This window comes from Stenotrophomonas sp. GD03654 (genome assembly GCF_029845105.1).
In the GTDB taxonomy this organism is placed as follows: domain Bacteria; phylum Pseudomonadota; class Gammaproteobacteria; order Xanthomonadales; family Xanthomonadaceae; genus Stenotrophomonas; species Stenotrophomonas africana.
The window spans coordinates 1-23,753 of sequence record NZ_JAOCLC010000035.1 but is presented as its reverse complement, the minus strand read 5'-3'; the positions used below and the strand labels follow the sequence as shown (position 1 = coordinate 23,753).

Sequence of the window (23,753 nt, the reverse complement as noted above, 5' to 3'; positions counted from 1 at the left end):
CGAGCGTTGGCTGTCTTGGGTTCACCCCCACGCCGGCGGGGGGGGCCGGCACGGGGATGAAAGGCGCGCCGTGGCGTGGGGCCACGGCAGGCCGGTACTGCGTTAGATCTTGCCGACCAGGTCCAGCGACGGGGTCAGGGTCTTCTCGCCTTCCTTCCACTTGGCCGGGCAGACCTGGTTCGGGTTGGCGGCGGTGAACTGGGCAGCCTTCAGCTTGCGCAGGGTCTCGGACACGTCACGGGCGATCTCGTTGGAGTGGATCTCCAGGGTCTTGATCACGCCTTCCGGGTTGATGATGAAGGTGCCGCGCAGGGCCAGGCCTTCTTCCGGAATGTGCACGCCGAAGGCATTGGTGAGCTGGTGGGTCGGGTCGCCGACCAGCGGGAACTGGGCCTTGCCGACGGCCGGCGAGGTTTCGTGCCACACCTTGTGCGAGAAGTGGGTATCGGTGGTGACGATGTAGACCTCGGCGCCGGCCTTCTTGAACTCGGCGTAGTGGTCAGCCGCGTCTTCGATCTCGGTCGGGCAGTTGAAGGTGAAGGCGGCCGGCATGAAGATCAGGACGGACCACTGGCCCTTCAGGCTGGCGTCGGAAACCTTGATGAACTCGCCATTGTGGTAAGCGTTGGCTTCGAACGGCTGGATCTGGGTATTGATCAGGGACATCGTTTTTCCTCTGGTGAAGGGGAGTGGGTGAATCGACAGGAGCTAGGTTACCGATTCGCTCGCGATAAGAACAATCCATTGATTGCATCTATTTGATAGATGTAGTCTATCGTAATGCCATGAGCCGGCACTGAACCTTGCCGTGCCCACCCTGCAACTGGCTGTGTGACAAGGAAAATCTTGCGGGGCCGCTGAATGGGGCCGATAGCCCCTCCTTATTTCGTTCGCCAGAACCTGAACGGATCTCGGCTTTTGTAGCGGCGAGCTTGCTCGACGGCTTTTCCGGACCCGCCCGTCATCTCAATCAAAAGCAGTCGAGCAAGCTCGACTCTACAATTGCGGCATGTCTTTCCAAACCGAACCCACCCTGCGCCAGATCGTGGCCGATGCCAGCGCCCGCCTGGGCGGCAGCGAGGCCCGCCACGAGGCGGAACTGCTGCTGCTGCACGTACTGGACCGCCCGCGCAGTTGGTTGTTCGCGCACGCCACCGATCCGTTGGCCGCCAATGACCAGGCCGCCTTCGAGGCGTTGCTGGCCCGCCGCGTGGCCGGTGAGCCGGTGGCCTACCTGACCGGCCGCCGCGGATTCTGGACGCTCGACCTGGAGGTCGACCCGGCCACGCTGATCCCGCGTCCGGAAACCGAGCTGCTGGTTGAACTGGCGCTGGAGCGACTGCCGCCTGGCCGCGCGCTGCAGCTGGCCGACCTGGGCACCGGCAGCGGTGCGATCGCACTGGCACTGGCCAGCGAACGGCCGCAGGCGCAGGTGCTGGCCACCGATGCCAGCCCAGGCGCGTTGGCGGTGGCTGCGCGAAACGCGGCCCGCCATGAACTGCGCAACGTCCGCTTCGCCGAGGGCGGGCACGACTGGTATGCGCCGCTGCAGGGTGCCCGCTTCGACCTGATTGCCAGCAACCCGCCGTATATCGCCAGCGACGACCCGCATCTGAAACAGGGTGACCTGCGCTTCGAGCCGGCCACCGCACTGGCCTCCGGTCCGGATGGCCTGGATGACATCCGCCGCATCATCGGCGGTGGGCAGGCCCACCTGCTGCCCGGCGGTTGGTTGCTGATCGAGCATGGTTGGGACCAGGGCGAGGCGATCCGCGCGCTGTTCGACGCAGCGGGTTTTGCCGAGGTGCAGACCGTGCAGGATCTGGAGCAGCGCGACCGCATCACCCTGGGCCGGCGTCCGGCCTAGAATGGAGGTTCTCCTGCCCCGGCAGGGCATCACCCTGGAGCTGCAAGCATGCGTACGCTGTACCCCGCCATCACCCCCTACGACGTCGGCACCCTGAAGGTCGACGACCGCCACACGCTGTACTTCGAACAGTGCGGCAATCCGGACGGCAAGCCGGTGGTGATGCTGCACGGTGGCCCGGGCGGCGGCTGCAGCGACAAGATGCGCCAGTTCCACGACCCGTCCAAGTACCGCATCATCCTGTTCGACCAGCGCGGTGCTGGGCGTTCCACCCCGCACGCCGACCTGGTGGACAACACCACCTGGGACCTCGTTGCCGATATCGAGAAGCTGCGCGAGCACCTGAAGGTCGATCGCTGGCAGGTGTTCGGCGGCAGCTGGGGTTCGACCCTGGCGCTGGCCTACGCCGAAACCCACCCGCAGCGCGTGACCGAACTGGTCCTGCGCGGCATCTTCATGCTGCGTCGCTGGGAGCTGGAATGGTTCTACCAGGAAGGCGCCAACCGCCTGTTCCCGGATGCTTGGGAGCATTACCTGAAGCCGATTCCGTCGGTGGAGCGTCATGACCTGATCTCCGCCTTCCACCGCCGCCTGACCAGCGACGACGAAACCACCCGCCTGGAAGCGGCCAAGGCGTGGGCAGTGTGGGAAGGTGCGACCAGCTTCCTGCATGTCGATGACGACTTCATCAACAGCCACGAAGACCCGCATTTCGCGCTGGCGTTCGCCCGCATCGAGAACCACTATTTCGTCAACGGCGGCTTCTTCGAGGTGGAAGACCAGCTGCTGCGCGACGCGCACCGCATCGCCGATATTCCCGGCGTGATCGTGCACGGCCGCTACGACGTGGTCTGCCCGTTGGCCAACGCCTGGGACCTGACCAAGGTGTGGTCGAAGGCAAAGCTGGAAATCACCCCGGCTTCAGGCCATTCGGCGTTCGAAGCCGAGAACGTGGACGCGCTGGTGCGCGCCACCGATAGCTTCGCCTGATCGGTAGTGCCGGCCGCTGGCCAGCAAACCTGAGACGGTTGGATTCCTGCAGACGCCGGCCAGCGGCCGGCGCTACCAATCCCCGGCCAGCAACGCGTCGGCCAGCACCTGGAGCTTTGGCGAATGCTGGCGCGACGGCGGGTAGATCAACGACAGTTCGCGGCTGCGGCCCTCGAACGGCTGCAGCACGCGCTGCAGGCGGCCGTCGGCCAGCGCATCGGCCACCGCAAAATCCATCACCTGCACGATGCCGATACCGGCGATGGCCGCTTCCACCAGCGGATCGCCGCTGTCGAACACCATCCGCGTCGGTGGCGTGACCTCGCGCAGTTGCCCGTCCTGCAGGAACTGCCAGTCCACCAGCCGGCCACTGCGCAGGTTGCGCACCGCCAGGCACGCGTGATCCTGCAGCGCGGCCACATCGTCCGGTGCGCCACAGCGGGCCAGATAGGCGGGGCTGGCCACCGTCACCCAGCGCAGCGGCCGCAATGGCCGCGCGACGATGCGCTGGTCGGCGATGACGCCGGTGCGCAGCGCGGCATCGAAACCTTCCTCGACCAGATCGACCAGGCGGTCGCTGAGCACCGCTTCCACCTGCAGGTGCGGATGCTGTTGCAGCAACGGCGCCAGCATCGGCACCAGCACCTTGCGCCCGAACATCGACGGTGCACTGATCTTCAACGTGCCCGAGGGCGTGCACGGGCGGTCGGCCAGTTGCCGCTCGGCATCGTCCAGGCCGGCCAGCAGCGGTGCCACCTGTTCCACGAACTGGCGGCCATCCGGGGTCAGCGCCACGTTGCGGGTGTTCCGCTGCAGCAGCTTCACCCCCAGCGTGGCCTCCAGCCGCCCGATCGCGCGGGACAGGCCGGACTGGCTCAGGCCGAGCTGACCGGCGGCCACGGTGAAACTGCGCGCTTCGGCCACCTGCACCAGCATGCGCACCGCATTGAGGTCCATCGAGGCTGCATTCATGCGGAAAATCATGACAGAAATGGTGGGCAGGGGGTTTATTGATTCGGTCGCATCAATGAGACTGCGCTCCCCCATCGATCCAGACCGCCGATGCCTCCCCTCAAATACCCGCGCTGGGCGCTGACCCTGCTGGCCACCGCACAGCTGATCATCGCCCTGGACGCCACCATCATCTTCGTCGCCCTGCACGACATGGGGCGCGCGCTGCAGATCAATGCGCAGCAGCTGCAATGGGTGGTCAGTGCCTACACCGTCGCCTTCGGCGGCAGCCTGCTGCTGGGTGGCCGCGCCGCCGACCTGATCGGCCGTCGCCGCTTCTACCGGCTGGGCATGCTGCTGTTCGCGCTGGCCTCATTGCTTGGCGCACTGGCGCCGAATGCGACCTGGCTGATCATCGCGCGTGCAGCGCAGGGCATCGGTGCCGCACTGCTGTTCCCGGCCACGCTGGCGCTGATCAACACGCTGTACGCCGAAGGCCCGGTGCGCAACCGCGCGCTGGCGATCTGGAGCATGGCCAGCGCGGTGGGCCTGGCGCTGGGCACACTGCTCGGCGGCGTATTGACCCAGGCGTTCGGCTGGCCGGCGGTGCTGGCGGTGATCGTGCCGCTGGCCACCGCCTGCGCGGTCGCCGCCGGTGCATGGCTGCCGGCCGATGGTCCGCGGGTGCAGGGCCGTTCCTTCGATCTGGCTGGCTGCCTCACTGTCACCGCCGGCGGCAGCCTGCTGGTCACCACCCTGGTGCAAGGGCCGGAGTGGGGCTGGACTGCACCGGCCACGCTGATCTGCCTGCTGCTTTCAGCCGTGCTGTTGACGGTGTTCGTGCAGATCGAAAAGCGCAGCCGTGACCCGCTGATGCAGTTCGCGCTGCTGCGCCTGTCGGGCCTGCGCGCGGCACTCGGCCTGACCTTCGCGTTCATGAGCAGCTATGGCGTGCAGTACTACTTCCTGGCGCTCTACTTCCAGGATGGCTATGGCTGGAGCCCGCTGCAGGCCGGCATGGCCTTCCTGCTGCCGACGTTGGTGTGCACCTTCGGCATCCGTATTGCCGAACGCATGCTGCGGCGCCGTTCGCCACGGCAGGTGCTGGCCTGGGGCTTCGCTGCGGGTGCCATCGGCATCGCTGCGGTGGCGCTGGCGATGCCGCATGGCGCCGGTTACTGGCCGCTGCTGCCGGGCATCGTGGTGCTCAGCGTCGGTCAGGGCATGAGTTGGACGGCGATGTGGATCGTGGCCGGGCAGGGCGTGCCGGGGCCGCAGCAGGGTGTCGCGTCCGGCATGGCGGCCACCGCACAGCAGATCGGCGGCGCGTTGGGACTGGCGGTGCTGGTGATGGTGGCCAACGCCGCGCGCGGCACGCAGGCAGCAACCAGTGCCGACGCCCTGCAGGGCATGGTCAATGCACAGTACGGCGCCGCGATGTTCGCCGCGCTCGGCGTGGTGATCGCGCTGGGCCTGCGCCCGGCGCCGGTCGAATCGGCCGCCGCCGTCTGCCCGGTCAGCGAGGCATGATTGAAGGCGCTGCCGTGGGGGGATGTGCCATGCCTGCGGTAGTGCCGGCCGCTGGCCGGCAAATACATTGATCCAACTACCCTGAGGTTGCCGGCCAGCGGCCGGTACTACCGATCCGGACTGGATCCACGCGCGTTCAACCGAACGCCAGCAACTGCGGCTGCAATGCGCTGAAGATCCGCGCCAGCCGCTCCGCCCACGCCTGCTGCCCAGCCACATCGGCAATCAGGTCCTGGCGGATTTCCAGTTCCACGTGCACCAGCCCGCGGCCTTCGCCATGCACCGGCACCGCGTAGTCGCTGGTGCTGCTGACCGAATACGGTTCGTTGTCACCCACCACCAGATCGCCTTCCTCGCGCAGTGCCTGCAGCAAGGCATGCGCAAAGCGCGTGTCCTGGTGGTACAGCACGCCGGCATGCCACGGTCGCTGCGTGCCGTTCATCGCCGGGGTGAAGCTGTGCATCATCACCAGCAGGGTGGGGCGGCCGGCACCTCCGCGCGCATCCAGTTCTGCGTCGATGCGCGCGTGGTAGGGCGCGTGGATCGCATCGATGCGCTGCTGGCGATGTGCCGCCGACAACCCGGCATTGCCCGGCACCACGGTGTGGTCACTCACTTCCGGAATCAGCGTCGGCGAGGCCAGCGGACGGTTGCAGTCGATCAGCAGCCGCGAATAGGTCTGTTCGATCGCCCAGGCATCCAGCCGCTCGGCCAGTGCCCGGGTGGTGCCGGCAATGCCGATGTCCCAACCGATATGGCGGTCCAGCTCCGCCTGGGCCAGGCCAAGGCCCGCCAATGCACGCGGCACCTGCTGGCCGGCGTGGTCGGCCAGCAGCAGGTACGGCGACGCGCCCTGCGCCCGGTGGATCGCGTAGATTGCCGGATCATCGGCGCCCAGCAGCGCCGGCAGTGCATGCAGGTCGGCGTCAGCCACGCGGGCGTCCGTCCAGGTGATGCTCGATCATCCACAGCCCGGCCCAGAGCTTGGCGTCCAGCTCGTAGCCTTCGCCCATCTTCTGCACCAGCCAGGCCGCAGCCTCACTGCGCGGAATCTCATGCACGGTGATGTCCTCGCTGTCATCGCCGCCACCTTCGCCGATCCGGCGCAGGCCGGTAGCTCGCACGAAGGCGATTTTTTCGCTGCTGGCGCCGGAGGAGGTGGGGCCAATCATCAGCACTTCGGCGTGATCGGCGGTCCAGCCGGTTTCTTCTTCCAGCTCGCGCACCGCCGAGACTTCGATCGATTCGCCGGCGTGGATGTCGCCGACCAGGCCGGCCGGCATCTCGATGGTGGGTGCCTGCAGCGGCACGCGGAACTGCTCGACGAACAGCACCTTGTCCTCCGGGGTGACGGCGATGATGATCGCCGCCAGGCCACCGGCATGGGTACGTTCGCTGTATTCCCAGGTGCCGCGCACCAGCATGCGCTGGTACTTGCCTTCATAGACGACACGCGGGGCTTCGGTGTTGCGCTGGCTCATGCGGGCTCGCTGTGGGTGGGAAGAGGGTCGGCCACGCCAGCGGCTTCGAACAGCCGGCGGCGGGTCATCGGGCCGAAGCGCAGGGTCTGGCACAGGCCACCGAGCAGCTCCGGGTCGGCCGCCTGGCGCAGCAGGCCGGGCTGGCTGCCTTCCAGCGGCGCGTCCAGCGCGATGGTGGTCAGCTGGCGCCAGAGCTGGGCGTGCTCGCGCTGCTCGCGCAGGCGCACCGCCATCTGTGCGGCGCCGCGCAGGCGCAGGAACGGCACTTCGTCCAGGCGTTCGTACAGCGCATCCATGCTGCCGAAATGGGCCAGCAGCACGGCGGCGGACTTGCTGCCGACGCCACTGATGCCGGGGATGTTGTCCACCGCATCGCCGCAAAGCGCCAGGTAATCGGCGATCTGGTGCGCGTGTACGCCGTGCCGCGCCTTCACCCCGGCCACGTCCCAGCGCTGGTTGCGTGCGTAGTCCCACTGTTCGTCGTGGTCCAGCAGCAGCTGCGACAGGTCCTTGTCGGCGGAAATGATCAGGCCGCGATGGCTGTGCCGGTGCTGGTGCAGGGCACTGCCGATCAGGTCGTCGGCCTCGTAGTCATGGTGGGCCAATACCACCAGGCCCAGCGCTGCGCACAGCGCCTTGCAGTGCACGAACTGGCGCTTCAACGCTTCCGGCGCCGGGTCGCGGTTGGCCTTGTAGGCCGCGTACAGGCGGTGGCGGAAGCCACTGTCCAACGCCTCGTCGAAGGCGATGGCGATGTGCCGGGGGCGCTCGCGCTCCAGCAGGTCCAGCAGGAAGCGGGCAAATCCGTGTACTGCGTTGGTCGGCCAGCCCTGGCTGTCCTGGAATTCGTCCGGCAGCGAATGCCAGGCGCGGAACACGTAGATGCTGGCATCCACCAGATACAGCGGCGGCGGCAGCGGCATGGCATTCACCACGCTCACTGGCCGGTCCAGTCCTGCAGCAGGGTCGCGACGCTTGGCCGCTCGCGCTCAGGCACCTCCGCCTTGGGTGTCCCGATATGGATGAAGCCGGCGATGCCCTCGCCCTCAGTCAGGCCAAGGTGTGCCTGCACGACTGGATCGAAGGCCATCCATGCGGTCAGCCACTGTGCACCGAAGCCCAGCGCCTGCGCGGCCTGCAGCAGGGCAAAGCAGACACAGCCGGCGGTCATCAGCTGTTCCTGTTCGGGCACCTTCGGGTCCGGACGCGGGCTGGCCACCACCACGATCACCAGCGGCGCATGGCTGAAACGCTGGCGGTCCTTTTCGAAAACCGCCTCGCCAGCATGTGGGTCGCGCTGGCGGCTGCGCTCGGCCAGGAAGTCGCCCAGAGTGTGACGTGCATCGCCGGCGATCTTCAGGAAGCGGAACGGCACGCGCTTGCCGTGGTCGGGCACACGCACGGCCGAGGTCAGCATGCGGTGCAGGGTGGCCGCATCCGGTCCGGGCTCGCCCAGTTGCCGCGAGGGCACCGAGCGGCGGGCATCCAGGGCAAGCAGGGCAGCGGGGTCGGGCATGGAGTCTGAACCGGTCATCACGGGTGCTTGATTATAGTCGGGGTGGTCAATGACGCCGTCTGTGTCGCGTCCGGCCCCTGAATAACAAACTGTGATGAACATCATGCCACTGGCGGGAAAGGGACGACCGCTTCCTCTCGCCTCGTGGGCCTCGCACGGCTTACGATATCCATCTTGCCGGGCCGCCGGTCATGAGGTTTGAAGTGAGGACTGTTTCACTGTCCGTGACGGGCTGGCCGGCCTACCATCGACGTACCGGCACATGGGGTGTGCCGGTCGTCGCGATGTCCATGCTGTCTGTCGTACCAGAGAAGGTGGGGAGCCTTCCCGAATGATGAGCGCGCCCACACCGATGGGATCGCCGGGCCGTGACCCGGTCCAGCTTCAGCGTGCCCGGGACATGGTCCTGCCGGCGCTGTGCCAGGCTTTCGGGGCCGCATTGGCGCGTTTCGACGATGCACTGTTCGACCGGGCCGGCAATGCAGGCTCATCGCAGCTGCTGTTCCTGGATGCGATGCGCGAGCTGCGCCGCCGCCGCGAGGACATCGCCGCCGCCTTCGCCGGCCACCTGCAGCGGGCCTGGGATGCACTGGCCGGTGGCGAGCCGCTGTCGGCCGAAACCACCCTGTCCGGGCCGGCCGAGGATGGCCTGAGCCTTCTGGCTGAACATGTACTGGAGTCGCGGCTGGCGGTGCGCAATTTCGCCACCGTGCTGCTGCGCGATTTCAAGCCGGTGCTGGCGCGGCTGGACCGTCGCCTGGGCCGCTTGATCGGCGGCGCCGAGCTGGATGCCGACCACAACCCGGTCAGCCCCGAACACCTGGGCGTGGCCATCCATGAGGCTTTTGCCGGCTGCGAGCTGGCGCCGGAAGTGCACCTGGTGCTGATCAAACTGTGCGAGCGCGACCTGCGCGCGCCGGTCGGCCGCATCTACGAGAAGCTGGACGAGCAGTTGGCCGCCGCGGGCGTGATGTCGCAGATGGGGGCGCCGCGGCGTCCGTTGTCGACCGCGCCCGACCCGCGCATGGCGCCGGGGGTGGACGATCTGGTCGAGCCGCGCCACGCGGCGGGCTTCGAATCCGAATTCGGTGATGATGAACAGGTCGCGCCGGCCTGGGCGCAGCGTTTCGCCGCGCGCTGGTCCGAGCGCCGTGGCCACATGCAGCAGCATCTCGGGGGCGAGGACGCCGGCAGTGGCGAGGCGTATGCCGGCCAGCAGGGCATGTTGCTGGAGGCCCTGCACGAGCTGCTGCAGCAGACCCGCCACGTTCGCGAGGACGCCACCTCGGCCGCGCAGGTCGCGGTCGGCCAGCACCGCCCGTTGAGCCAGCGCGAGATGATGTCGGTACTGTCGCTGCTGCAGGCCACGCCCAGTGCGACGCTGCGTGCGGCCATCGGCGAGGATGGCGAATCGCTGGCGCAGCGGTTGAAGAGTGAAGTGCTGTCCAGCGCCACCCGCCTCGGCGTCGATCCCGGCCAGACCCGCCTGGACCCACAGGACGAGGACGCGATCGATCTGGTCGGCATGCTGTTCGACGTGATGCTGGACGAGCGCGAGCTGGAAGGTCGCTCGCGCGAGCTGATCGGCCGCCTGGTGGTGCCGTTCGTCAAGGTCGCCATGCTCGACCGCCGTATGTTCGTGCAGAAGACCCACCCGGCCCGCAAGCTGCTCAACTCGCTGGCCGAAGCCTGCGAGGGCAATACCGGCGAAAGCCAGGCCGAGCGCATGTTGATGGCCAAGGTCGAGGAGATCATCGAACGCCTGGTGGCCGAGTTCAACGAGAATCTGGCGATCTTCCTGACGCTGGAAGAAGAATTCCGAGAGTTCCTCGTACAGCATCGCCGCCGCGTGGAAATCGCCGAGCGTCGCGCCGCCGAAACGCAGCGCGGCCAGGAAAAACTGGAAATGGCCCGCAGCCGTGCCGGTGCCGAACTGGACCGCCGCATCGGCGATGCCACCCTGCCGCCGGCCATTGCCGAGTTCCTGCGCCAGCCGTGGCAGCACCACCTGACCCTGGCGCTGTTGCGCGAGGGCGAGGAGGGCGCGTCGGTGGCCGAGGCACTGAGCCTGGCTGACGGCCTGCTGGAGGAAGTGGCCGAGGCCCGCCGCCAGATCGTCGGCAAACCGTGGCTGCAGGCCTGGCAGCCGGTGCTGGCCAAGGTGTTCGCCAGCGTGGGTGTGCATGGTGATGCCGCCACCGGCGCCATCGATGCCCTGCATGACACCCTGCAGGGCATTGCCGAATCGCGGCCGGAACTGCAGCGCGCGCTGCCGGAGCTGCCGCAGGTCGCCTTGCCGGCGCCGCCGGTGGCTGAATCGCCAGCGGTCGAGCTGGGCGGGCAGATCGACGCCGACGACTTCGACAACGCCGACGCCGACCGCTTCCGCCGCATGGAAATCGGCAACTGGCTGGACTTCGTCGACAAGGACGGCAAGGTGCAGGCCGGCAAGCTGTCCTGGGTCAGCCCGATTTCCTCGCGCCTGCTGTTCGTCAACCGCCGCGGCGTGCGCTTCTGCGTGGCCTCGCCGGAAGAACTGGCGGTGATGGTGCGGCTGGGCCGCCTGCGCGCCCACGTCGACGATGGCGCCTTCGACAGCGCGATGCAGGGTGTGATCGATCGGCTGGACCCGGGCAGCGCAACACTGCACTGAGCCGTGGCCGCCTGCTAGGATCGGGAAAACTCACCGATCAGCGGGGACCTGCATGGCCGTGGCGTTGCTGGGGATCAAGGAGACCGCGCCGGGCGAACGGCGCGTGGCGTTGACGCCGGAAACCGCGCGCAAGCTCGGTGCCCTCGGCGTTGCCGTCTGGTACGAGGCCGGCGCCGGCTTGGCGGCAGGCTTCACCGATGCGGCCTATGACGATGCCGGCGCACGTGTGTTCGACGCGGGCCGTTGGGGCGAGATCGATATCCTGCTGTGCGTGCAGGCGCCGCCGGTGTCGGTCCTGGAAAAGCTCAAGCCCGCTGCCAGCGTGGTCGGCCTGCTGGCCCCGGCCAGTGATCCGGCGCTTGCGGCATTGGCCGCTGGCGACCGCCTGCAGCTGTTCCCGCTGCAGCAGCTGCCGCGCACCACCCGCGCGCAGGCGATGGATGTGCTCAGTTCGCAGGCGGGCATGGCCGGCTACAAGGCCGCGCTGATCGCAGCCGAACGCGCGCCGCGTTTCTTCCCGATGCTGACCACTGCGGCCGGTACCGTGCGCCCGGCCAAGGTACTGGTGATCGGTGCCGGCGTGGCCGGCCTGCAGGCCATTGCCACCGCGCGCCGGTTGGGCGCACAGGTGGAAGGTTTCGACGTGCGCCCGGAAACCCGCGAGCAGATCCAGTCACTGGGCGCGCGCTTCCTCGATCTTGGCGTGAGTGCGGCCGGTGAAGGCGGCTATGCGCGTGCGTTGACCGATGAGGAACGTGCCGAGCAGCAGCGCCGGCTGGCTGACCACCTGCGCAGCGTGGATGTGGTGATCTGTACTGCAGCGGTGCCGGGGCGACCGGCGCCGACGATCGTGACTGCCGCGATGGTGGAGGGCATGGCCACCGGCAGCGTGATCGTGGACCTGGCGGCGGAGAGCGGCGGCAACTGCGCACTGACCCAGCCGGGGCAGTGCATCGAACATCAGGGTGTGACCATCGATGGCCCGCTGGGCCTGGCCAGCCGCGGTGCGACCCAGGCCAGCGAGATGTATGCGCGCAACCTGCTCAACTTCGTCGCGCTGTTCGTGCGCGAAGGGCAGCTCGGTTTCGACTGGGAAGACGAGTTGCTGGCCAAGACGCGCTGGCAAGCGTGACCTGACCTGCATGCTGTAGAGCCGAGCCCATGCTCGGCTTGCGCAGACGCGATGAAGCAGCCGGGCGTGGGCTCGGCGCTACAGAGGATTGAATCTGGTCTTACCGCGGCTTCGCCGGCGGCGGGTTCTCGCGCACCCAGTCCTTGCGCTGTTCCGGCGTCATCTGCGACCAGCGCTCGCGCAGTGCATCGCGCTGCGCGGGCGGCAGATCCCGCATCTGGCCGAACAGGGCCCGGGCCTGCTCACGCTGTTCCGGGCTCATGTGCTCGAAGCGGCGCAGGCCACGGCGGGCCTTGTCGCGTTCCTCAGGGCTCATCGACTGCCAGCGCTGGCCATGCGAGAGCATGCGCTGGCGCTGGCCGGCATCGGCGCTGTTCCAGCGGTCGCGCAGCGGCGCCAGCAGCGATTCCCGCTGTGCTTCACTCAGCTGTTCCCAGGCCGGCAGCGGTGCGGCCGGCGCGGGGCGTGCGGCAGGGGCGGGCGCGGCGCTCTGCGCCAGTGCCGGGAGGGCCGGCAGCAGCAACAGGGTCATCAGCAGGGGCAGGGCGTGCAGTCGGGACATCATTCACTCCATCGCCAGGTCGGTATCGCCCAGCCACAGGTACAGATCGGGATTTTCGTCGTAGAGCGCGCTGTTGTCTTCCACCGAGGCAAGCACCGGTGCCGGCGCAGGGCCCGTCAGCGTGCCATGGCCAGTGAACTGCAGGCCGATACCCAGCGCCACCACCAGCGAACAGGCACTGGCCAGCCACCAGCGCCAGCGCCCGCGATGGGTGGCCGTGGCGCCGTGGCGAGCCTGGCGCAGCCGGGCCAGCGTTGCCGGCGACAGCGCGCGCAGCGACTGCGCGTGCAGGCCGCGCAGGGAGTCATCGGAAGGCAGGGAGCGGTTCACGGGTGGATCTCCAGGTAATCCTGCAGCGCCTGGCGGGCGCGTGCCAGATGGGTTTTTACCGCGCCTTCGCTGCAGCCCATGGCGCGGGCGGTGGTGGCCCCGTCCAGATCCTGCAGCACGCGCAGGGTGAACGCCTCGCGCTGGCGGGCGGGCAGGCGGCGCAACGCGTCCACCAGCTGCTGGTACTGCTGGCGCTGTTCATGCGCCTGTGCCGGGTCCGGGCCGGGGTCGGCCCAGTCGATCTCGCCGCCTTCCGCGTCCTGGTTGTCGCGCCAGAACGGCAGGCGGAAACGGCGCCGGCGCTGCACGTCGATCACGCGCCGGCGCAGGATGCTCCAGAACAGCGGCGCCCATTCGACGGCCGGCTTGTCGGCGTAGTCCAGCATGCGCAACAGCGCGTCCTGCACCGCGTCCATGGCGTCTTCGCGCTGGCGCAACCCGGCCTCGGCGAAGCGGAACGCACGCGGGCCGACACTGGCCAGGAACGCCTCCAGCGATGCCGGCAGGGCATCGGTCTCGGCGCTCGGGGGGACGGGGCTGCTCACCAGCACAGGGTACGGTTCCTCGCTCGGGGTCACCATCGACAACGCGTGAGCGCGGCTTCGGTTGACGCCGGGCGCGCACCGGATTCAGCCCATGGTTATGATGGGACGACGAAGACAGAGCAGGAGCGTTGCCAGTGAGTGACGGGTTCGTAGCGCTGTACATCTTCATGCTGGCGGCCATCGCCGGCCACGTGATCATTTCGCGGGTGCCGGTGATCCTCCATACCCCGCTGATGTCGGGCTCCAACTTCATCCACGGCATCGTGCTGATCGGCGCGATGGTGGTGCTGGGGCACGCGCAGACACCGCTGGAGAAAGCCCTGGGCTTCCTCGCCGTGGTGCTCGGTGCCGGCAACGCCGCCGGTGGCTACGTGGTCACCGCGCGCATGCTGGAAATGTTCAAGCCGAGTGCGCCCAAAGGCGGCAAGGACGAGCCGAAGGAGCCGCAGGCTTGAACATCAGCACCGTCGAACTGCTCGATTGGCTGGTCAAGGCCAGCTACCTCGTCGCCGCCACGCTGTTCCTGCTGGGCCTGCAGCGCATGGCCTCGCCGCTGACCGCGCGCAGCGGCATCCGCTGGGCGGGGCTGGGCATGCTGCTGGCCACGGTGGCGACGTTCTTCCTTCCCGAACTGCACAACGTGCCGCTGATCCTGGTGGCGCTGCTGCTGGGCGCGGGCCTGGCCTGGTGGTCGGCCGGGAAGGTTGCCATCACCGACATGCCGCAGATGGTGGCGCTGTACAACGGCATGGGCGGTGGCTCGGCGGCGGCCATCGGCGCGGTGGAACTGCTGCGCTACGCCTTCCTCGCCAACCGCGATACCAGCCACTGGAGTGCACAGGCACTGGCCGACCTGGCCGCGCGCCAGCCATCGGGCATGATGCTGCTGCTGGCGGTGGTCGGCGCGGCGATCGGTGCGGTGTCGCTGTCCGGTTCGGTGATCGCCTGGGCCAAGCTGGATGGGCGCCTGGACAAGCGCGTGACCTGGCCCGGCCAGCAGGTGATGAACCTGCTGGTGGCACTGGCGGTGGTGGTGCTGGCGATCATCGCGGCCAGCACCCTCAATACCTGGGCGATCGTCGCGTTCTTCGTGCTGGCGCTGGCGCTGGGCGTGCTGATGACGTTGCCGATCGGTGGCGCCGACATGCCGGTGGTGATCTCGCTGTACAACGCGTTTACCGGCCTGGCGGTGTCGTTCGAAGGCTACGTGCTGGGCAACGAGGCATTGATCATCGCCGGCATGATGGTCGGCGCGGCCGGCATCCTGCTGACCCGGCTGATGGCCAAGGCGATGAACCGGCCGATCCGCAACGTGCTGTTCTCCAACTTCGGCGGCGGTGCCGGGGGCGAAGCGCAGGCGATCACCGGTGCGCAGAAGCCGATTGAAGCGTCGGACGTTGCAGCGATGATGGCCTACGCCGAACGCGTGGTGATCGTGCCGGGATACGGCATGGCCGTGGCGCAGGCCCAGCACAAGATCTGGGAGCTGGCACAGCGGCTGGGCCAGCGCGGGGTGAAGGTGAAGTTCGCCATCCACCCGGTGGCCGGGCGCATGCCCGGGCACATGAACGTGCTGCTGGCCGAAGCGGGCGTGCCGTACGATCTGATCGCCGACATGGACGACATCAACCCGGAGTTCGCCAACACCGACGTGGTGCTGGTGATCGGTGCCAACGACGTGGTCAATCCGGTGGCACGCACCGACCCGGCCAGCCCGATCTACGGCATGCCGGTGCTGGACGTGGTCAACGCGCGCAACGTGGTGGTGATCAAGCGCGGCAAGGGCACCGGTTTTGCCGGCATCGAGAATGCGCTGTTCTATGCCGACAACACGCGCATGCTGTACGGCGATGGTGCGGAAGCGGCAGCCTCGCTGGTGAGCGAACTGAAAGCGCTCGACGGCGGGCATTGAGATCCGGCTGCATCCGGTGGGTGCGGACCTTGGTCCGCACGCTTTTTCCCGGCCAGCGGCCGGAACGACCCCGTCCACGCGTGGCGTGGATCTACGGCGGGCATTAGGCCGCGGCTGGATCTGGTAGGTGCGGACCTTGGTCCGCACGCTCTGCCGGCCAGCGGCCGGCACTACCGAATCCACGCGTGGATCTACGCGGTCAGCGCGCCAGCCAGGCGCCTACGACCACGGCGACGGCCAGCCACAGCCATTCCACCGCGCCGTTGGCCAGGGTAATCAGGGTCCAGGCCAGGTGCGGACCCATCCGCATCGTGGCGTCCCACAGGTCCAGCCCGATCGAACCGCCCATCCAGGCGCTGGCGATGGTCCAGTTGGCCACGGCGGCCACCAGCAGGGTGCCCAGCACGACCAGAGCTATGCGCAGCCGGCCCGGGCCCAGCGTACCCATGCGCAGCATGAACACCAGTTCCAGGGCGGTCAGTACCGCCATCCAGCCGACCTGCCGGCCGGTCATCAGCGCCAGCACCGTCCAGGCGAGGGGAGCAACAAACAGGCCCAGCAACAGCATGATGGGCCAGAGCCAGGTCACGGTCCTGGCACGCGCGGCATTGAAGGACATCGAAGCTTCCTGAAGATCACCCACAGGATACTGTGGTTTGCCGCAGTGCACCGGCGGCAGCAGGGCGGCTGGGCTAGAATGCCGTCTTGCGTGGCCGCGGCCACGGCCCCATATCGGTCCCCATGTATTCCCGTAGCAGCGAACCTGTCCACTTCGAACGCGATTGCGAGGCCGTGATGGTCCCGCAGGGCGATACCGTGACCCTGCCCGCCGGCAGCTATGGGTACATCACCCAGGCGCTGGGTGGCAGTTATTCGGTGTTTGTCGAGGGCAACCTGTTCCGCATCGCCGGCAAAGACGGCGACGCCATCGGCAAGGAGGCGCCGGCACCGCTGGAGCTGCCGGCCGATGCCACCGATGAACAGGTGGAACAGCTGGTATGGCAGCAGCTGCGCACCTGCTTCGATCCGGAAATTCCGGTGAACATCGTCGAACTGGGCCTGGTCTACGAAGTCGAGATCAAGCACCTGGACGAAGGCAAGCGCGAGATCGACGTGAAGATGACCCTGACCGCACCCGGCTGCGGCATGGGCGACATCCTCGTCGACGACGTGCGCAGCAAGCTCGAAATGATCCCGACAGTGGCCGAGGCCGACGTCGACCTGGTGTTCGACCCGCCGTGGAACCAGCACATGATGTCCGAGGCGGCCCGGCTCGAGACCGGCATGCTTTGACCCACGGCCCGCAGTGACGCGGGCCCGGCATTACCCGCAACCAGAACAGGAAATCTCCGGTGTCCCAGTCCATTCCCAGCTTCGCCGTCACCCGTTCGGACCACCCGCGCAGCGCTGAAGAGCGCGCCCAGATCCTGGAGAAGCCGGGCTTCGGCCTGCACTTCACCGACCACATGGTGGAAGTGCGCTGGGACAAGGACACCGGCTGGCACAACGCCAACGTGCGTGCCTACGGCCCGCTGCAGCTGGATCCGGCCGCGGCCGTGCTGCACTACGGCCAGGAAATCTTCGAAGGCATCAAGGCCTACCGCCATGCCGACGGTTCGATCTGGACCTTCCGCCCGGATGCCAACGGCCGTCGACTGCAGCGTTCGGCGCAGCGCCTGGCGCTGCCGGAACTGCCGGTGGAGATCTTCGTCGAATCGCTGAAGCAGCTGATCGCCGTGGACAGCGCCTGGGTGCCGTCGGCCGATGAGTCGAGCCTGTATTTCCGTCCGTTCATGATCGGCGACGAAGCCTTCCTCGGCGTGCGCGGTGCGCACAAGGCCGGTTACTACGTCATCGCCAGCCCGGCCGGCCCGTACTTCGCCAAGGGCGTCGCCCCGGTGTCGATCTGGCTGTCCACCGAATACGCGCGTGCGGCCAAGGGCGGCACCGGCGCCGCCAAGTGCGGTGGCAACTACGCGGCTTCGCTGCTGCCGCAGCAGAAGGCACAGGCACAGGGCTGCTCGCAGGTGCTGTTCCTCGACCCGGTCGAAGGCAAGTACCTGGAAGAACTGGGTGGCATGAACGTGTTCCTGGTCTACAAGGACGGCACGCTGGTCACCCCGCAGCTCTCGGGCAGCATCCTTGAGGGCATCACCCGCGAGAGCATCCTGCAGCTGGCCCGCGACCGCGGCATGAAGGTCGAAGAGCGCAAGGTCAGCATCGACGAGTGGAAGGACGGCGTTGCCTCCGGCGAGATCGCCGAAGTGTTCGCCTGCGGTACCGCGGCGGTGGTCACCCCGATCGGCCAGCTGAAGGGCGAGGGCTTCTCGGTGGGCGACATCAACGCCCCGGCCGGCGAAGTGACCATGTCGTTGCGCAAGGAACTGACCGACATCCAGTACGGCCGCCTGCCGGACCGCCACAACTGGCTGGTCAAGCTGGGCTGATGATCGCCCACGCTGAACTGTAGAGCCGAGCCGACGCTCGGCTGCTCTTCTGGAAAGCCCGTCCCCGTGACGGGCTTTCTGCGTTCTGGTCAGGCGGACGGGGTCAGATCCCTTTCCTTGGGAAAAGGGACCTGACCGGGATCGGAGGACGCCGATGTCGGCAAAGTCATTCCAGGACACGTGACGACCCAGTCAGGTCTGTGCAGGGCACGAGAAAGTTCCTTCACCTTCACAAACCCTCGACCCGTAAAGTCTCAGATCAGACATTTCATCTTGCTGAAAAGACGCTGAAAATCTTGTGGTGTCCGGTTTTGGTCATTAGCGTCATCTGCACGGCGGATTGATAGGGGAATCCGCTGACTCGCCGGACTTCGAACCTCGCCAACGAAAGCCAGCCCATGGTTCGGCCGGTGCTTCTGCCGATTCCGGCATTCACACCACTAGGAAGGGAAATACGATGTCCCAGGTAACGCAACCGCGTGTGCGTCGAGTGTGGGTGGTCCTTGGTGCGTCCGTTCTGTCATCGCTGCTGCTGGCCACGCCTGCGCTGGCCGGTGATGTCCAGCTCAGCGGCCTGCAGTCCGCGCCGACCCACCAGCGTTTCATCGTGAAGTACCGCGACGGCAGTGCCCCGGTGGCCAACACCACCGCATTGGCCTCTTCGCTGAAGAGCGCCGCCGCTGGCATGGCCACGAGCCAGGGCCGCGCGCTGGGCCTGCAGCAGGTCCGCAAGCTGGCCGTGGGCCCGACCCTGGTCAAGACCGACCGTCCGCTCGACCAGGCCGAATCCGAGCTGCTGATGCGCAAGCTCGCCGCCGATCCGAACGTGGAATACGTCGAAGTCGACCAGATCATGCGCGCGACGCTGACCCCGAACGACACTCGTTTCAGCGAGCAGTGGGGCTTTGGCACCTCCAGCGCCGGCATCAACATCCAGCCGGCCTGGGACAAGTCCACCGGCACCGGCGTGGTGGTGGCCGTGATCGACACGGGCATCACCAACCATCCCGACCTCAACGCCAACATCCTGCCCGGCTACGACTTCATCAGCGACGCCGCGATGGCCCGTGATGGCGGTGGCCGCGACAACAATCCGAACGACGAAGGCGACTGGTACGGCGCCAACGAGTGTGGCTCGGGCATCCCGGCCTCCAATTCCAGCTGGCACGGCACCCACGTTGCTGGCACCGTGGCGGCCGTGACCAACAACAGCACCGGCGTGGCTGGCACGGCGTTCAATGCGAAGGTCGTCCCCGTGCGCGTGCTCGGCAAGTGCGGTGGTTATACCTCCGACATCGCCGATGCGATCGTGTGGGCATCCGGCGGCACCGTCAGTGGCGTGCCGGCCAATGCCAACCCGGCCGAAGTCATCAACATGTCCCTGGGCGGTGGCGGCACCTGCTCGGCTACCTACCAGAACGCGATCAATGGCGCGGTCAGCCGTGGTACCACCGTGGTGGTTGCCGCCGGCAACAGCAACACCAACGTGTCCTCGTCGGTGCCGGCCAACTGCGCGAACGTGATCGCGGTGGCGGCCACGACCTCGGCCGGTGCGCGTGCCAGCTTCTCCAACTATGGTGCCGGCATCGACATTTCCGGCCCGGGCCAGAGCATCCTGTCCACCCTCAACACCGGCACCACCACGCCGGGCAGCGCCACCTACGCGTCCTACAACGGCACCTCGATGGCGGCGCCGCATGTGGCCGGTGTGGTCGCGCTGATGCAGTCGGTGGCGCCGAGCGCGCTGAGCCCGGCGCAGGTCGAGAGCATCATCAAGAGCACCGCACGTCCGCTGCCGGGCGCCTGCTCGGGTGGTTGCGGCGCCGGCATCATCGACGCCAATGCCGCTGTGGCTGCGGCGATCAACGGTGGCGGCAATCCGAACCCGGGCGGCAACGTGCTGCAGAACAACGTGCCGGTGACCGGCCTGGGCGCCGCGACCGGTGCCGAGCTGAACTACACCGTCGCCGTTCCGGCCGGCAGCACCCAGCTGCGCGTTGCGATCAGTGGCGGCAGCGGTGATGCCGACCTGTACGTGCGCCAGGGCAGTGCCCCGACCGATACCACCTACACCTGCCGTCCGTACCTGAGCGGAAACAGCGAGACCTGCACCATCAACAGTCCCACCGCCGGCACCTGGTATGTGCGGGTGAAGGCGTACAGCACCTTCTCGGGCCTGACCCTCAGCGCCCAGTACTGAGCCCAAGTCCCTCTCCATGGGCACGCCCCGGCCCAGGCCGGGGCGTTTTCTCTTTGGGTAGGTGCCGACCTTGGTCGGCACGCTGTTCCTCAGACCGACTCGAAGCGGTTCGCGGCCACGTTCTTGCGCACGTGCTGCGGATCGAATATCCGGCCGTTCATGGCGATGTACACGCCGCTCGGCAACGACTGCACCGCACCGATCGCGCAGCCGATGTTGAACTCGGCATCCGAGCCGCGGAAGCGTGCCGGGCTCAGCGCGCCGGTCATCACGATGGTCTTTTCCGGAATCGTCGCAAGCACCTGGCCGGTCTGCACCATCGAATCGGTGCCGTGGGTCACCAACACGTGCCGGGTCGGCTGCGCGGCGATGGTGGCGCGGATCAGTTCGCGGTCCTCATCGTTGATGTGCAGCGAATCCTTGCGCAGGATCGGAATCACGTTGAAGCGGAACGTCACGCCCAGCTCGCGCAGGATCATGCCGATCTGGGGGTCGCCGATCTGGTAGTCCGACTTGTCGTCGAAGTAGATCTTGTCGATCGTGCCACCGGTGGTGACGACCAGGAGCTCTTCCATCATGTGCATGCGCGAAACCAGGACAGGTACAGCGGCGCGGGGCCAGGAACACAGATGATACGGCCCGGCGGCCGCAGCGTCAGCGTCGCTTGCCGAAGCGGGCGCGCAGCCCCGGCAGGCTGGCGCTGAAGATCACCAGCAGGGCCAATGCAATCTCGATCAACGCCAGCCAGCGCGTCTCCGGGTGGCTCCAGGCGCTCATCACGCCGTGGCTGAACCAGCCCAGCGCCAGCACCGAGGCCCAGAAGCCGGCCTTGCGCCAACCCAGTTGCAGGGCAACAGCCAACGCCAGTGGCGGCGCGGTGAACACCAGCTGGGTGGCCAGCCAGTGCTTGTCATTGATGAACCAGCCGGCGAACAGGGCAGCCAGCCCCATCAGGGCCAGCAGCAGGACCGTGCGCGCCGGGCGGCTCATCGGGACAACCGTTGCGCGATGTCGGCCACCCGGCGGCCCAGCGCGCGGGCCAGCACGGCCTCGTCATCGGTCGGCTGCGGGTCATCGGCGGCGCCGGCCACGTGGCTGGCGCCATAGGGCGTGCCGCCACTGGTGGTGTGGCTCAACGCCGGTTCGGTGAACGGGATGCCGACGATCACGCAGCCGTGGTGCAGCAGCGGCACCTGCATCGACAGCAGGGTCGATTCCTGGCCGCCGTGCATCGAGGCGGTGGAGGTGAATACGCCGGCCGGCTTGCCTGACAGGGTGCCGTTGACCCATTCGGCGCCGAGCCCGTCCAGGAAATGCTTGACCGGCGCGGCCATGTTGCCGAAGCGGGTGGGGCTGCCGAGCAGCAGGCCCTGGCATTCCACCAGGTCCTGCACGCTCACGTAGGGCGCGCCATCGTCGGGCACCGGCGGCTGTGCGGTCTGGGTCACGGCGGCCACCGGCGGCACCGTGCGCAGGCGCGCGCTCATGCCCGGTACTTCGCCGATGCCCCGCGCGATCTGGCGCGCCAGCCGTGCCACCGAACCGCCCCGGCTGTAGTACAGCACCAGAATCTCGCCCATCGTGCCCGCTTCTCCTCGTCGTGTGGTCGCCAGTATGGCTATCCTGCCAGCATTCCGCATCGGGTACCCTTCCACCGATGGAACCTTTGGATACGCTCAACCTGTGGATGGAGCGTGCGCGGGATCGCGCACGGGCCATCAGTTTCGGCCGCTTCCTGTGGCATCGCTTCCTCGACGACCGCCTGTTCCAGGCAGCGGCGGCGCTGGCCTACACCACGGTGTTCGCGCTGGTGCCGCTGGCGATCGTGGTGTTCGGCGTGCTCTCGGCCTTCCCCGTCTTCGACCGCTGGAGCGACCAGCTCAGCGATTACGTCTTTTCCAACTTCGTGCCCAACGCTGCGCGCGCCGCGGAGGGCTACCTGCGGCAGTTCTCGGCCAGTGCCGGCCAGCTCACCGCCGCCGGCTTCATTGCGCTGGTGGTCTCGCTGCTGATCACGCTCAACAGTGTTGAAGAGACCTTCAACCAGATCTGGCGGGTCGGCTCGACCCGGCCCAAGCTGACCCGCTTCCTGGTCTATTGGACCGTGCTGACCCTGGGCGCAATGCTCGCCGCTGCTTCGCTGGCAGTATCGGCGCGGGTGTTCGCAATGCCATTGTTCGGCACGCAGGAGGGCCGCTGGCTGGCCGAGCTTGCGCTGCGGGTGGCGCCGATCCTGATCGAGTTCGTGTGCATCACGCTGATGTTCCGGGTGGTGCCGCATCACACGGTGAAATGGCGGCACGCAGTTCCCGGCGCGATCCTGGCCGCGGTGATCCTGGAGCTGGTGAAGTGGGGCATCGGCGCCTACCTGGGCAGCTTCCAGTCCTACCAGAAGCTCTATGGCACGGTCGCCTTCGTGCCGATCCTGCTGCTGTGGATCTACCTGTGCTGGGTGGCGGTGCTGCTGGGCGCGTCGCTGTCCTCGTCGATGGCCGCCTTCCGCTACCAGCCAGTGGAACTGCGCTTGCCGCAGGGCTACGAGTTCTACGGCCTGCTGCGCCTGCTCGGCCGCTTCCACCATGCACGCGCCAAGGGCAGGGGCCTGGCCGATGATGAAATCCTGCGGCTGGAGCCGATGCTGACCGACTCGCTGCTGCATGACCTGGTCTGCAACCTGCAGGAGATCGACCTGCTGCGCCGTGACGAGCGCGGCGAGTGGTTGCTGTCGCGCGACCTGAACCAGGTGAGCCTGGCCGATCTGTACGAATGCACCCAGCTGCGCATCCCGGTAGCCGAGCAGCACCTGCCGTACCGCGACGACAGCCTGGGCCGTGCCGCATTGGCGGCGCTGGACGATCTGCGACTGCCCCTGCGTGAACGCCTGAAGCGCAAGGTCAGTGATATCTATACCGATTCCGGAGACATGCCATGACCCGCAAGACGACGTTGCCGCTGCTGCTCCCGTTGACCCTGCTGCTGGCCCTGTCGGCCTGCAAGCCGGCGCAGGAGCCGACCCCGGCCAGCAGCCAGCCGCCGGCACAGGCACCGACGCCGGCCGCACCGGCGCCGGTCGATGAAACCCCGGCCGAGCGCACCACCGCCGAGTTCCCGACGCTGAAGATGAAGGCGGTGGATGGCAGTGATTACGATCTGGCCGCGCATCGTGGCAAGTGGGTGGTGGTGAACTTCTGGGCCACCTGGTGCGCACCGTGCCGGAAGGAGATGCCGGAGTTGTCCGCGCTGCATGCGATGCGCAGCAACATCGAAGTGGTCGGCCTGGCTTATGAGGACATCGAAGTGCCGGAGATGCAGTCGTTCCTGACCAAGCATCCGGTGACCTATCCGATCGTGATCGTGGACCCGTTCGATCCGCCGGCGGACTTCGCCACACCGCGTGGCCTGCCGCTGACGCACCTGCTGGATCCGCAGGGCAAGCTGGCGCACACGTTCCTTGGCCCGGTGACGGCCGCCGACATCGAAAAGCAGATCGCAGCTGCCAAGTAGTGGGTTGGTCGGCAGGGCCTGCGGCCCTGCACCCGTGGAGGCCAGAGCAACAGCAACGGCAACAGCCGAAGCAAAGGCGGGTCTCCTGAGGGATGGCGGGGTGGGGCCGGTTGCGGGGGCCGCTGCAAGTACG

Annotated in this window: 25 protein-coding genes; 12 read left to right on the top strand and 13 right to left on the bottom strand. The window is 67.6% G+C overall.

Annotated features, from left to right (window positions below; all coding sequences use genetic code 11):
• Window positions 1–102: 102 nt before the first annotated feature.
• Window positions 103–666: an alkyl hydroperoxide reductase subunit C gene (ahpC, locus tag N5J73_RS13820; protein ID WP_005408159.1), complete on the bottom strand. Its 564-nt coding sequence runs from the start codon at window positions 664–666 to the stop codon at window positions 103–105.
• Between the two features lie 343 nt (window positions 667–1,009).
• Here ahpC and prmC point away from each other — a divergent pair, with 343 nt between their 5' ends.
• Both prmC and pip read left to right on the top strand, forming a co-directional pair.
• A complete protein-coding gene (gene prmC, locus N5J73_RS13815; RefSeq protein ID WP_049447320.1) occupies window positions 1,010–1,867 on the top strand; it encodes a peptide chain release factor N(5)-glutamine methyltransferase in 858 nt (285 codons plus the stop codon).
• Window positions 1,868–1,915: 48 nt separating this feature from the next.
• Window positions 1,916–2,857, top strand: coding sequence for a prolyl aminopeptidase (gene pip, locus N5J73_RS13810; RefSeq protein ID WP_049447322.1), 942 nt, complete (start codon window positions 1,916–1,918; stop codon window positions 2,855–2,857).
• Between the two features lie 72 nt (window positions 2,858–2,929).
• On the opposite strand, the gene N5J73_RS13805 is transcribed toward pip, so the two are convergent.
• On the bottom strand, window positions 2,930–3,814 hold the full coding sequence (locus N5J73_RS13805) for a LysR family transcriptional regulator (RefSeq protein WP_049447346.1): 885 nt from the start codon (window positions 3,812–3,814) through the stop codon (window positions 2,930–2,932).
• A 105-nt stretch (window positions 3,815–3,919) separates the two neighbouring features.
• Between N5J73_RS13805 and N5J73_RS13800 the strand changes: the two genes are divergently transcribed.
• Entirely contained in the window at window positions 3,920–5,338 is a 1,419-nt protein-coding gene (locus N5J73_RS13800; protein WP_049447323.1) for an MFS transporter, read from the top strand.
• A 136-nt stretch (window positions 5,339–5,474) separates the two neighbouring features.
• Here the strand turns inward: N5J73_RS13800 and N5J73_RS13795 are convergent, their stop codons facing one another.
• From N5J73_RS13795 to N5J73_RS13780, 4 genes are read right to left on the bottom strand one after another with little or no spacing between them, the layout of a single operon-like run.
• Complete coding sequence (locus N5J73_RS13795) at window positions 5,475–6,272, bottom strand: N-formylglutamate amidohydrolase (protein ID WP_049447325.1); 798 nt, start codon at window positions 6,270–6,272, stop codon at window positions 5,475–5,477.
• On the bottom strand, window positions 6,265–6,819 hold the full coding sequence (locus N5J73_RS13790; protein ID WP_010481791.1) for an NUDIX hydrolase: 555 nt from the start codon (window positions 6,817–6,819) through the stop codon (window positions 6,265–6,267). The genes N5J73_RS13795 and N5J73_RS13790 overlap by 8 nt, the downstream gene beginning before the upstream one ends.
• Complete coding sequence (locus N5J73_RS13785; protein WP_170272475.1) at window positions 6,816–7,772, bottom strand: 5'-3' exonuclease H3TH domain-containing protein; 957 nt, start codon at window positions 7,770–7,772, stop codon at window positions 6,816–6,818. Before N5J73_RS13785 ends, N5J73_RS13790 begins: the two co-directional genes overlap by 4 nt.
• Window positions 7,757–8,335 carry a nitroreductase gene (locus N5J73_RS13780; protein ID WP_049447348.1) on the bottom strand — a complete coding sequence of 193 codons (579 nt, stop codon included), beginning with the start codon at window positions 8,333–8,335 and terminating at the stop codon, window positions 7,757–7,759. The genes N5J73_RS13785 and N5J73_RS13780 overlap by 16 nt, the downstream gene beginning before the upstream one ends.
• 331 nt (window positions 8,336–8,666) lie before the next feature.
• Here N5J73_RS13780 and N5J73_RS13775 point away from each other — a divergent pair, with 331 nt between their 5' ends.
• Entirely contained in the window at window positions 8,667–10,988 is a 2,322-nt protein-coding gene (locus N5J73_RS13775) for a DUF1631 domain-containing protein (protein ID WP_164078723.1), read from the top strand.
• 52 nt (window positions 10,989–11,040) lie between these two features.
• Window positions 11,041–12,120: an NAD(P) transhydrogenase subunit alpha gene (locus tag N5J73_RS13770; RefSeq protein ID WP_164078722.1), complete on the top strand. Its 1,080-nt coding sequence runs from the start codon at window positions 11,041–11,043 to the stop codon at window positions 12,118–12,120.
• Between the two features lie 100 nt (window positions 12,121–12,220).
• Here N5J73_RS13770 and N5J73_RS13765 read toward each other — a convergent pair whose 3' ends face one another.
• From N5J73_RS13765 to N5J73_RS13755, 3 genes are read right to left on the bottom strand one after another with little or no spacing between them, the layout of a single operon-like run.
• A complete protein-coding gene (locus N5J73_RS13765; protein WP_049447349.1) occupies window positions 12,221–12,682 on the bottom strand; it encodes a DUF3106 domain-containing protein in 462 nt (153 codons plus the stop codon).
• A 3-nt stretch (window positions 12,683–12,685) separates the two neighbouring features.
• Window positions 12,686–13,012, bottom strand: coding sequence for a hypothetical protein (locus N5J73_RS13760; protein WP_049447330.1), 327 nt, complete (start codon window positions 13,010–13,012; stop codon window positions 12,686–12,688).
• The gene (locus N5J73_RS13755; protein WP_080354889.1) at window positions 13,009–13,593 is read right to left on the bottom strand and encodes an RNA polymerase sigma factor; all 585 of its coding nucleotides are present in this window, start codon (window positions 13,591–13,593) and stop codon (window positions 13,009–13,011) included. Before N5J73_RS13755 ends, N5J73_RS13760 begins: the two co-directional genes overlap by 4 nt.
• Before the next feature lie 98 nt (window positions 13,594–13,691).
• On the opposite strand from N5J73_RS13755, the gene N5J73_RS13750 reads away from it, so the two are divergent.
• Together N5J73_RS13750 and N5J73_RS13745 are read left to right on the top strand one after the other, a co-directional pair.
• Window positions 13,692–14,012 carry an NAD(P) transhydrogenase subunit alpha gene (locus N5J73_RS13750; protein ID WP_005408173.1) on the top strand — a complete coding sequence of 107 codons (321 nt, stop codon included), beginning with the start codon at window positions 13,692–13,694 and terminating at the stop codon, window positions 14,010–14,012.
• Window positions 14,009–15,469: an NAD(P)(+) transhydrogenase (Re/Si-specific) subunit beta gene (locus N5J73_RS13745; RefSeq protein WP_049447332.1), complete on the top strand. Its 1,461-nt coding sequence runs from the start codon at window positions 14,009–14,011 to the stop codon at window positions 15,467–15,469. The genes N5J73_RS13750 and N5J73_RS13745 overlap by 4 nt, the downstream gene beginning before the upstream one ends.
• Window positions 15,470–15,668: 199 nt before the next feature.
• On the opposite strand, the gene N5J73_RS13740 is transcribed toward N5J73_RS13745, so the two are convergent.
• Window positions 15,669–16,088: a hypothetical protein gene (locus tag N5J73_RS13740; protein WP_049447335.1), complete on the bottom strand. Its 420-nt coding sequence runs from the start codon at window positions 16,086–16,088 to the stop codon at window positions 15,669–15,671.
• A 122-nt stretch (window positions 16,089–16,210) separates the two neighbouring features.
• Here N5J73_RS13740 and sufT point away from each other — a divergent pair, with 122 nt between their 5' ends.
• The 3 genes from sufT (at window position 16,211) to N5J73_RS13725 (ending at window position 20,116) form a co-directional block, all read left to right on the top strand.
• Window positions 16,211–16,762 (top strand): putative Fe-S cluster assembly protein SufT, encoded by a 552-nt coding sequence (gene sufT, locus N5J73_RS13735; protein WP_024957743.1) that lies wholly within the window; start codon window positions 16,211–16,213, stop codon window positions 16,760–16,762.
• A 59-nt stretch (window positions 16,763–16,821) separates the two neighbouring features.
• A complete protein-coding gene (locus N5J73_RS13730; RefSeq protein ID WP_010481775.1) occupies window positions 16,822–17,916 on the top strand; it encodes a branched-chain amino acid aminotransferase in 1,095 nt (364 codons plus the stop codon).
• 457 nt (window positions 17,917–18,373) lie between these two features.
• Complete coding sequence (locus tag N5J73_RS13725) at window positions 18,374–20,116, top strand: S8 family peptidase (protein WP_049447337.1); 1,743 nt, start codon at window positions 18,374–18,376, stop codon at window positions 20,114–20,116.
• A gap of 89 nt (window positions 20,117–20,205) precedes the next feature.
• Here N5J73_RS13725 and N5J73_RS13720 read toward each other — a convergent pair whose 3' ends face one another.
• The 3 genes from N5J73_RS13720 to wrbA form a co-directional block, all read right to left on the bottom strand.
• Window positions 20,206–20,691 carry an asparaginase domain-containing protein gene (locus tag N5J73_RS13720; RefSeq protein WP_041864473.1) on the bottom strand — a complete coding sequence of 162 codons (486 nt, stop codon included), beginning with the start codon at window positions 20,689–20,691 and terminating at the stop codon, window positions 20,206–20,208.
• 79 nt (window positions 20,692–20,770) lie between these two features.
• Complete coding sequence (locus tag N5J73_RS13715; RefSeq protein ID WP_049447338.1) at window positions 20,771–21,106, bottom strand: DUF2069 domain-containing protein; 336 nt, start codon at window positions 21,104–21,106, stop codon at window positions 20,771–20,773.
• On the bottom strand, window positions 21,103–21,696 hold the full coding sequence (gene wrbA, locus N5J73_RS13710) for an NAD(P)H:quinone oxidoreductase (protein ID WP_049447341.1): 594 nt from the start codon (window positions 21,694–21,696) through the stop codon (window positions 21,103–21,105). The genes N5J73_RS13715 and wrbA overlap by 4 nt, the downstream gene beginning before the upstream one ends.
• Before the next feature lie 77 nt (window positions 21,697–21,773).
• Between wrbA and N5J73_RS13705 the strand changes: the two genes are divergently transcribed.
• Window positions 21,774–23,048 (top strand): YihY family inner membrane protein, encoded by a 1,275-nt coding sequence (locus N5J73_RS13705; protein WP_049447343.1) that lies wholly within the window; start codon window positions 21,774–21,776, stop codon window positions 23,046–23,048.
• Complete coding sequence (locus N5J73_RS13700) at window positions 23,045–23,620, top strand: TlpA disulfide reductase family protein (RefSeq protein ID WP_049447345.1); 576 nt, start codon at window positions 23,045–23,047, stop codon at window positions 23,618–23,620. The genes N5J73_RS13705 and N5J73_RS13700 overlap by 4 nt, the downstream gene beginning before the upstream one ends.
• Window positions 23,621–23,753 lie beyond the last annotated feature (133 nt).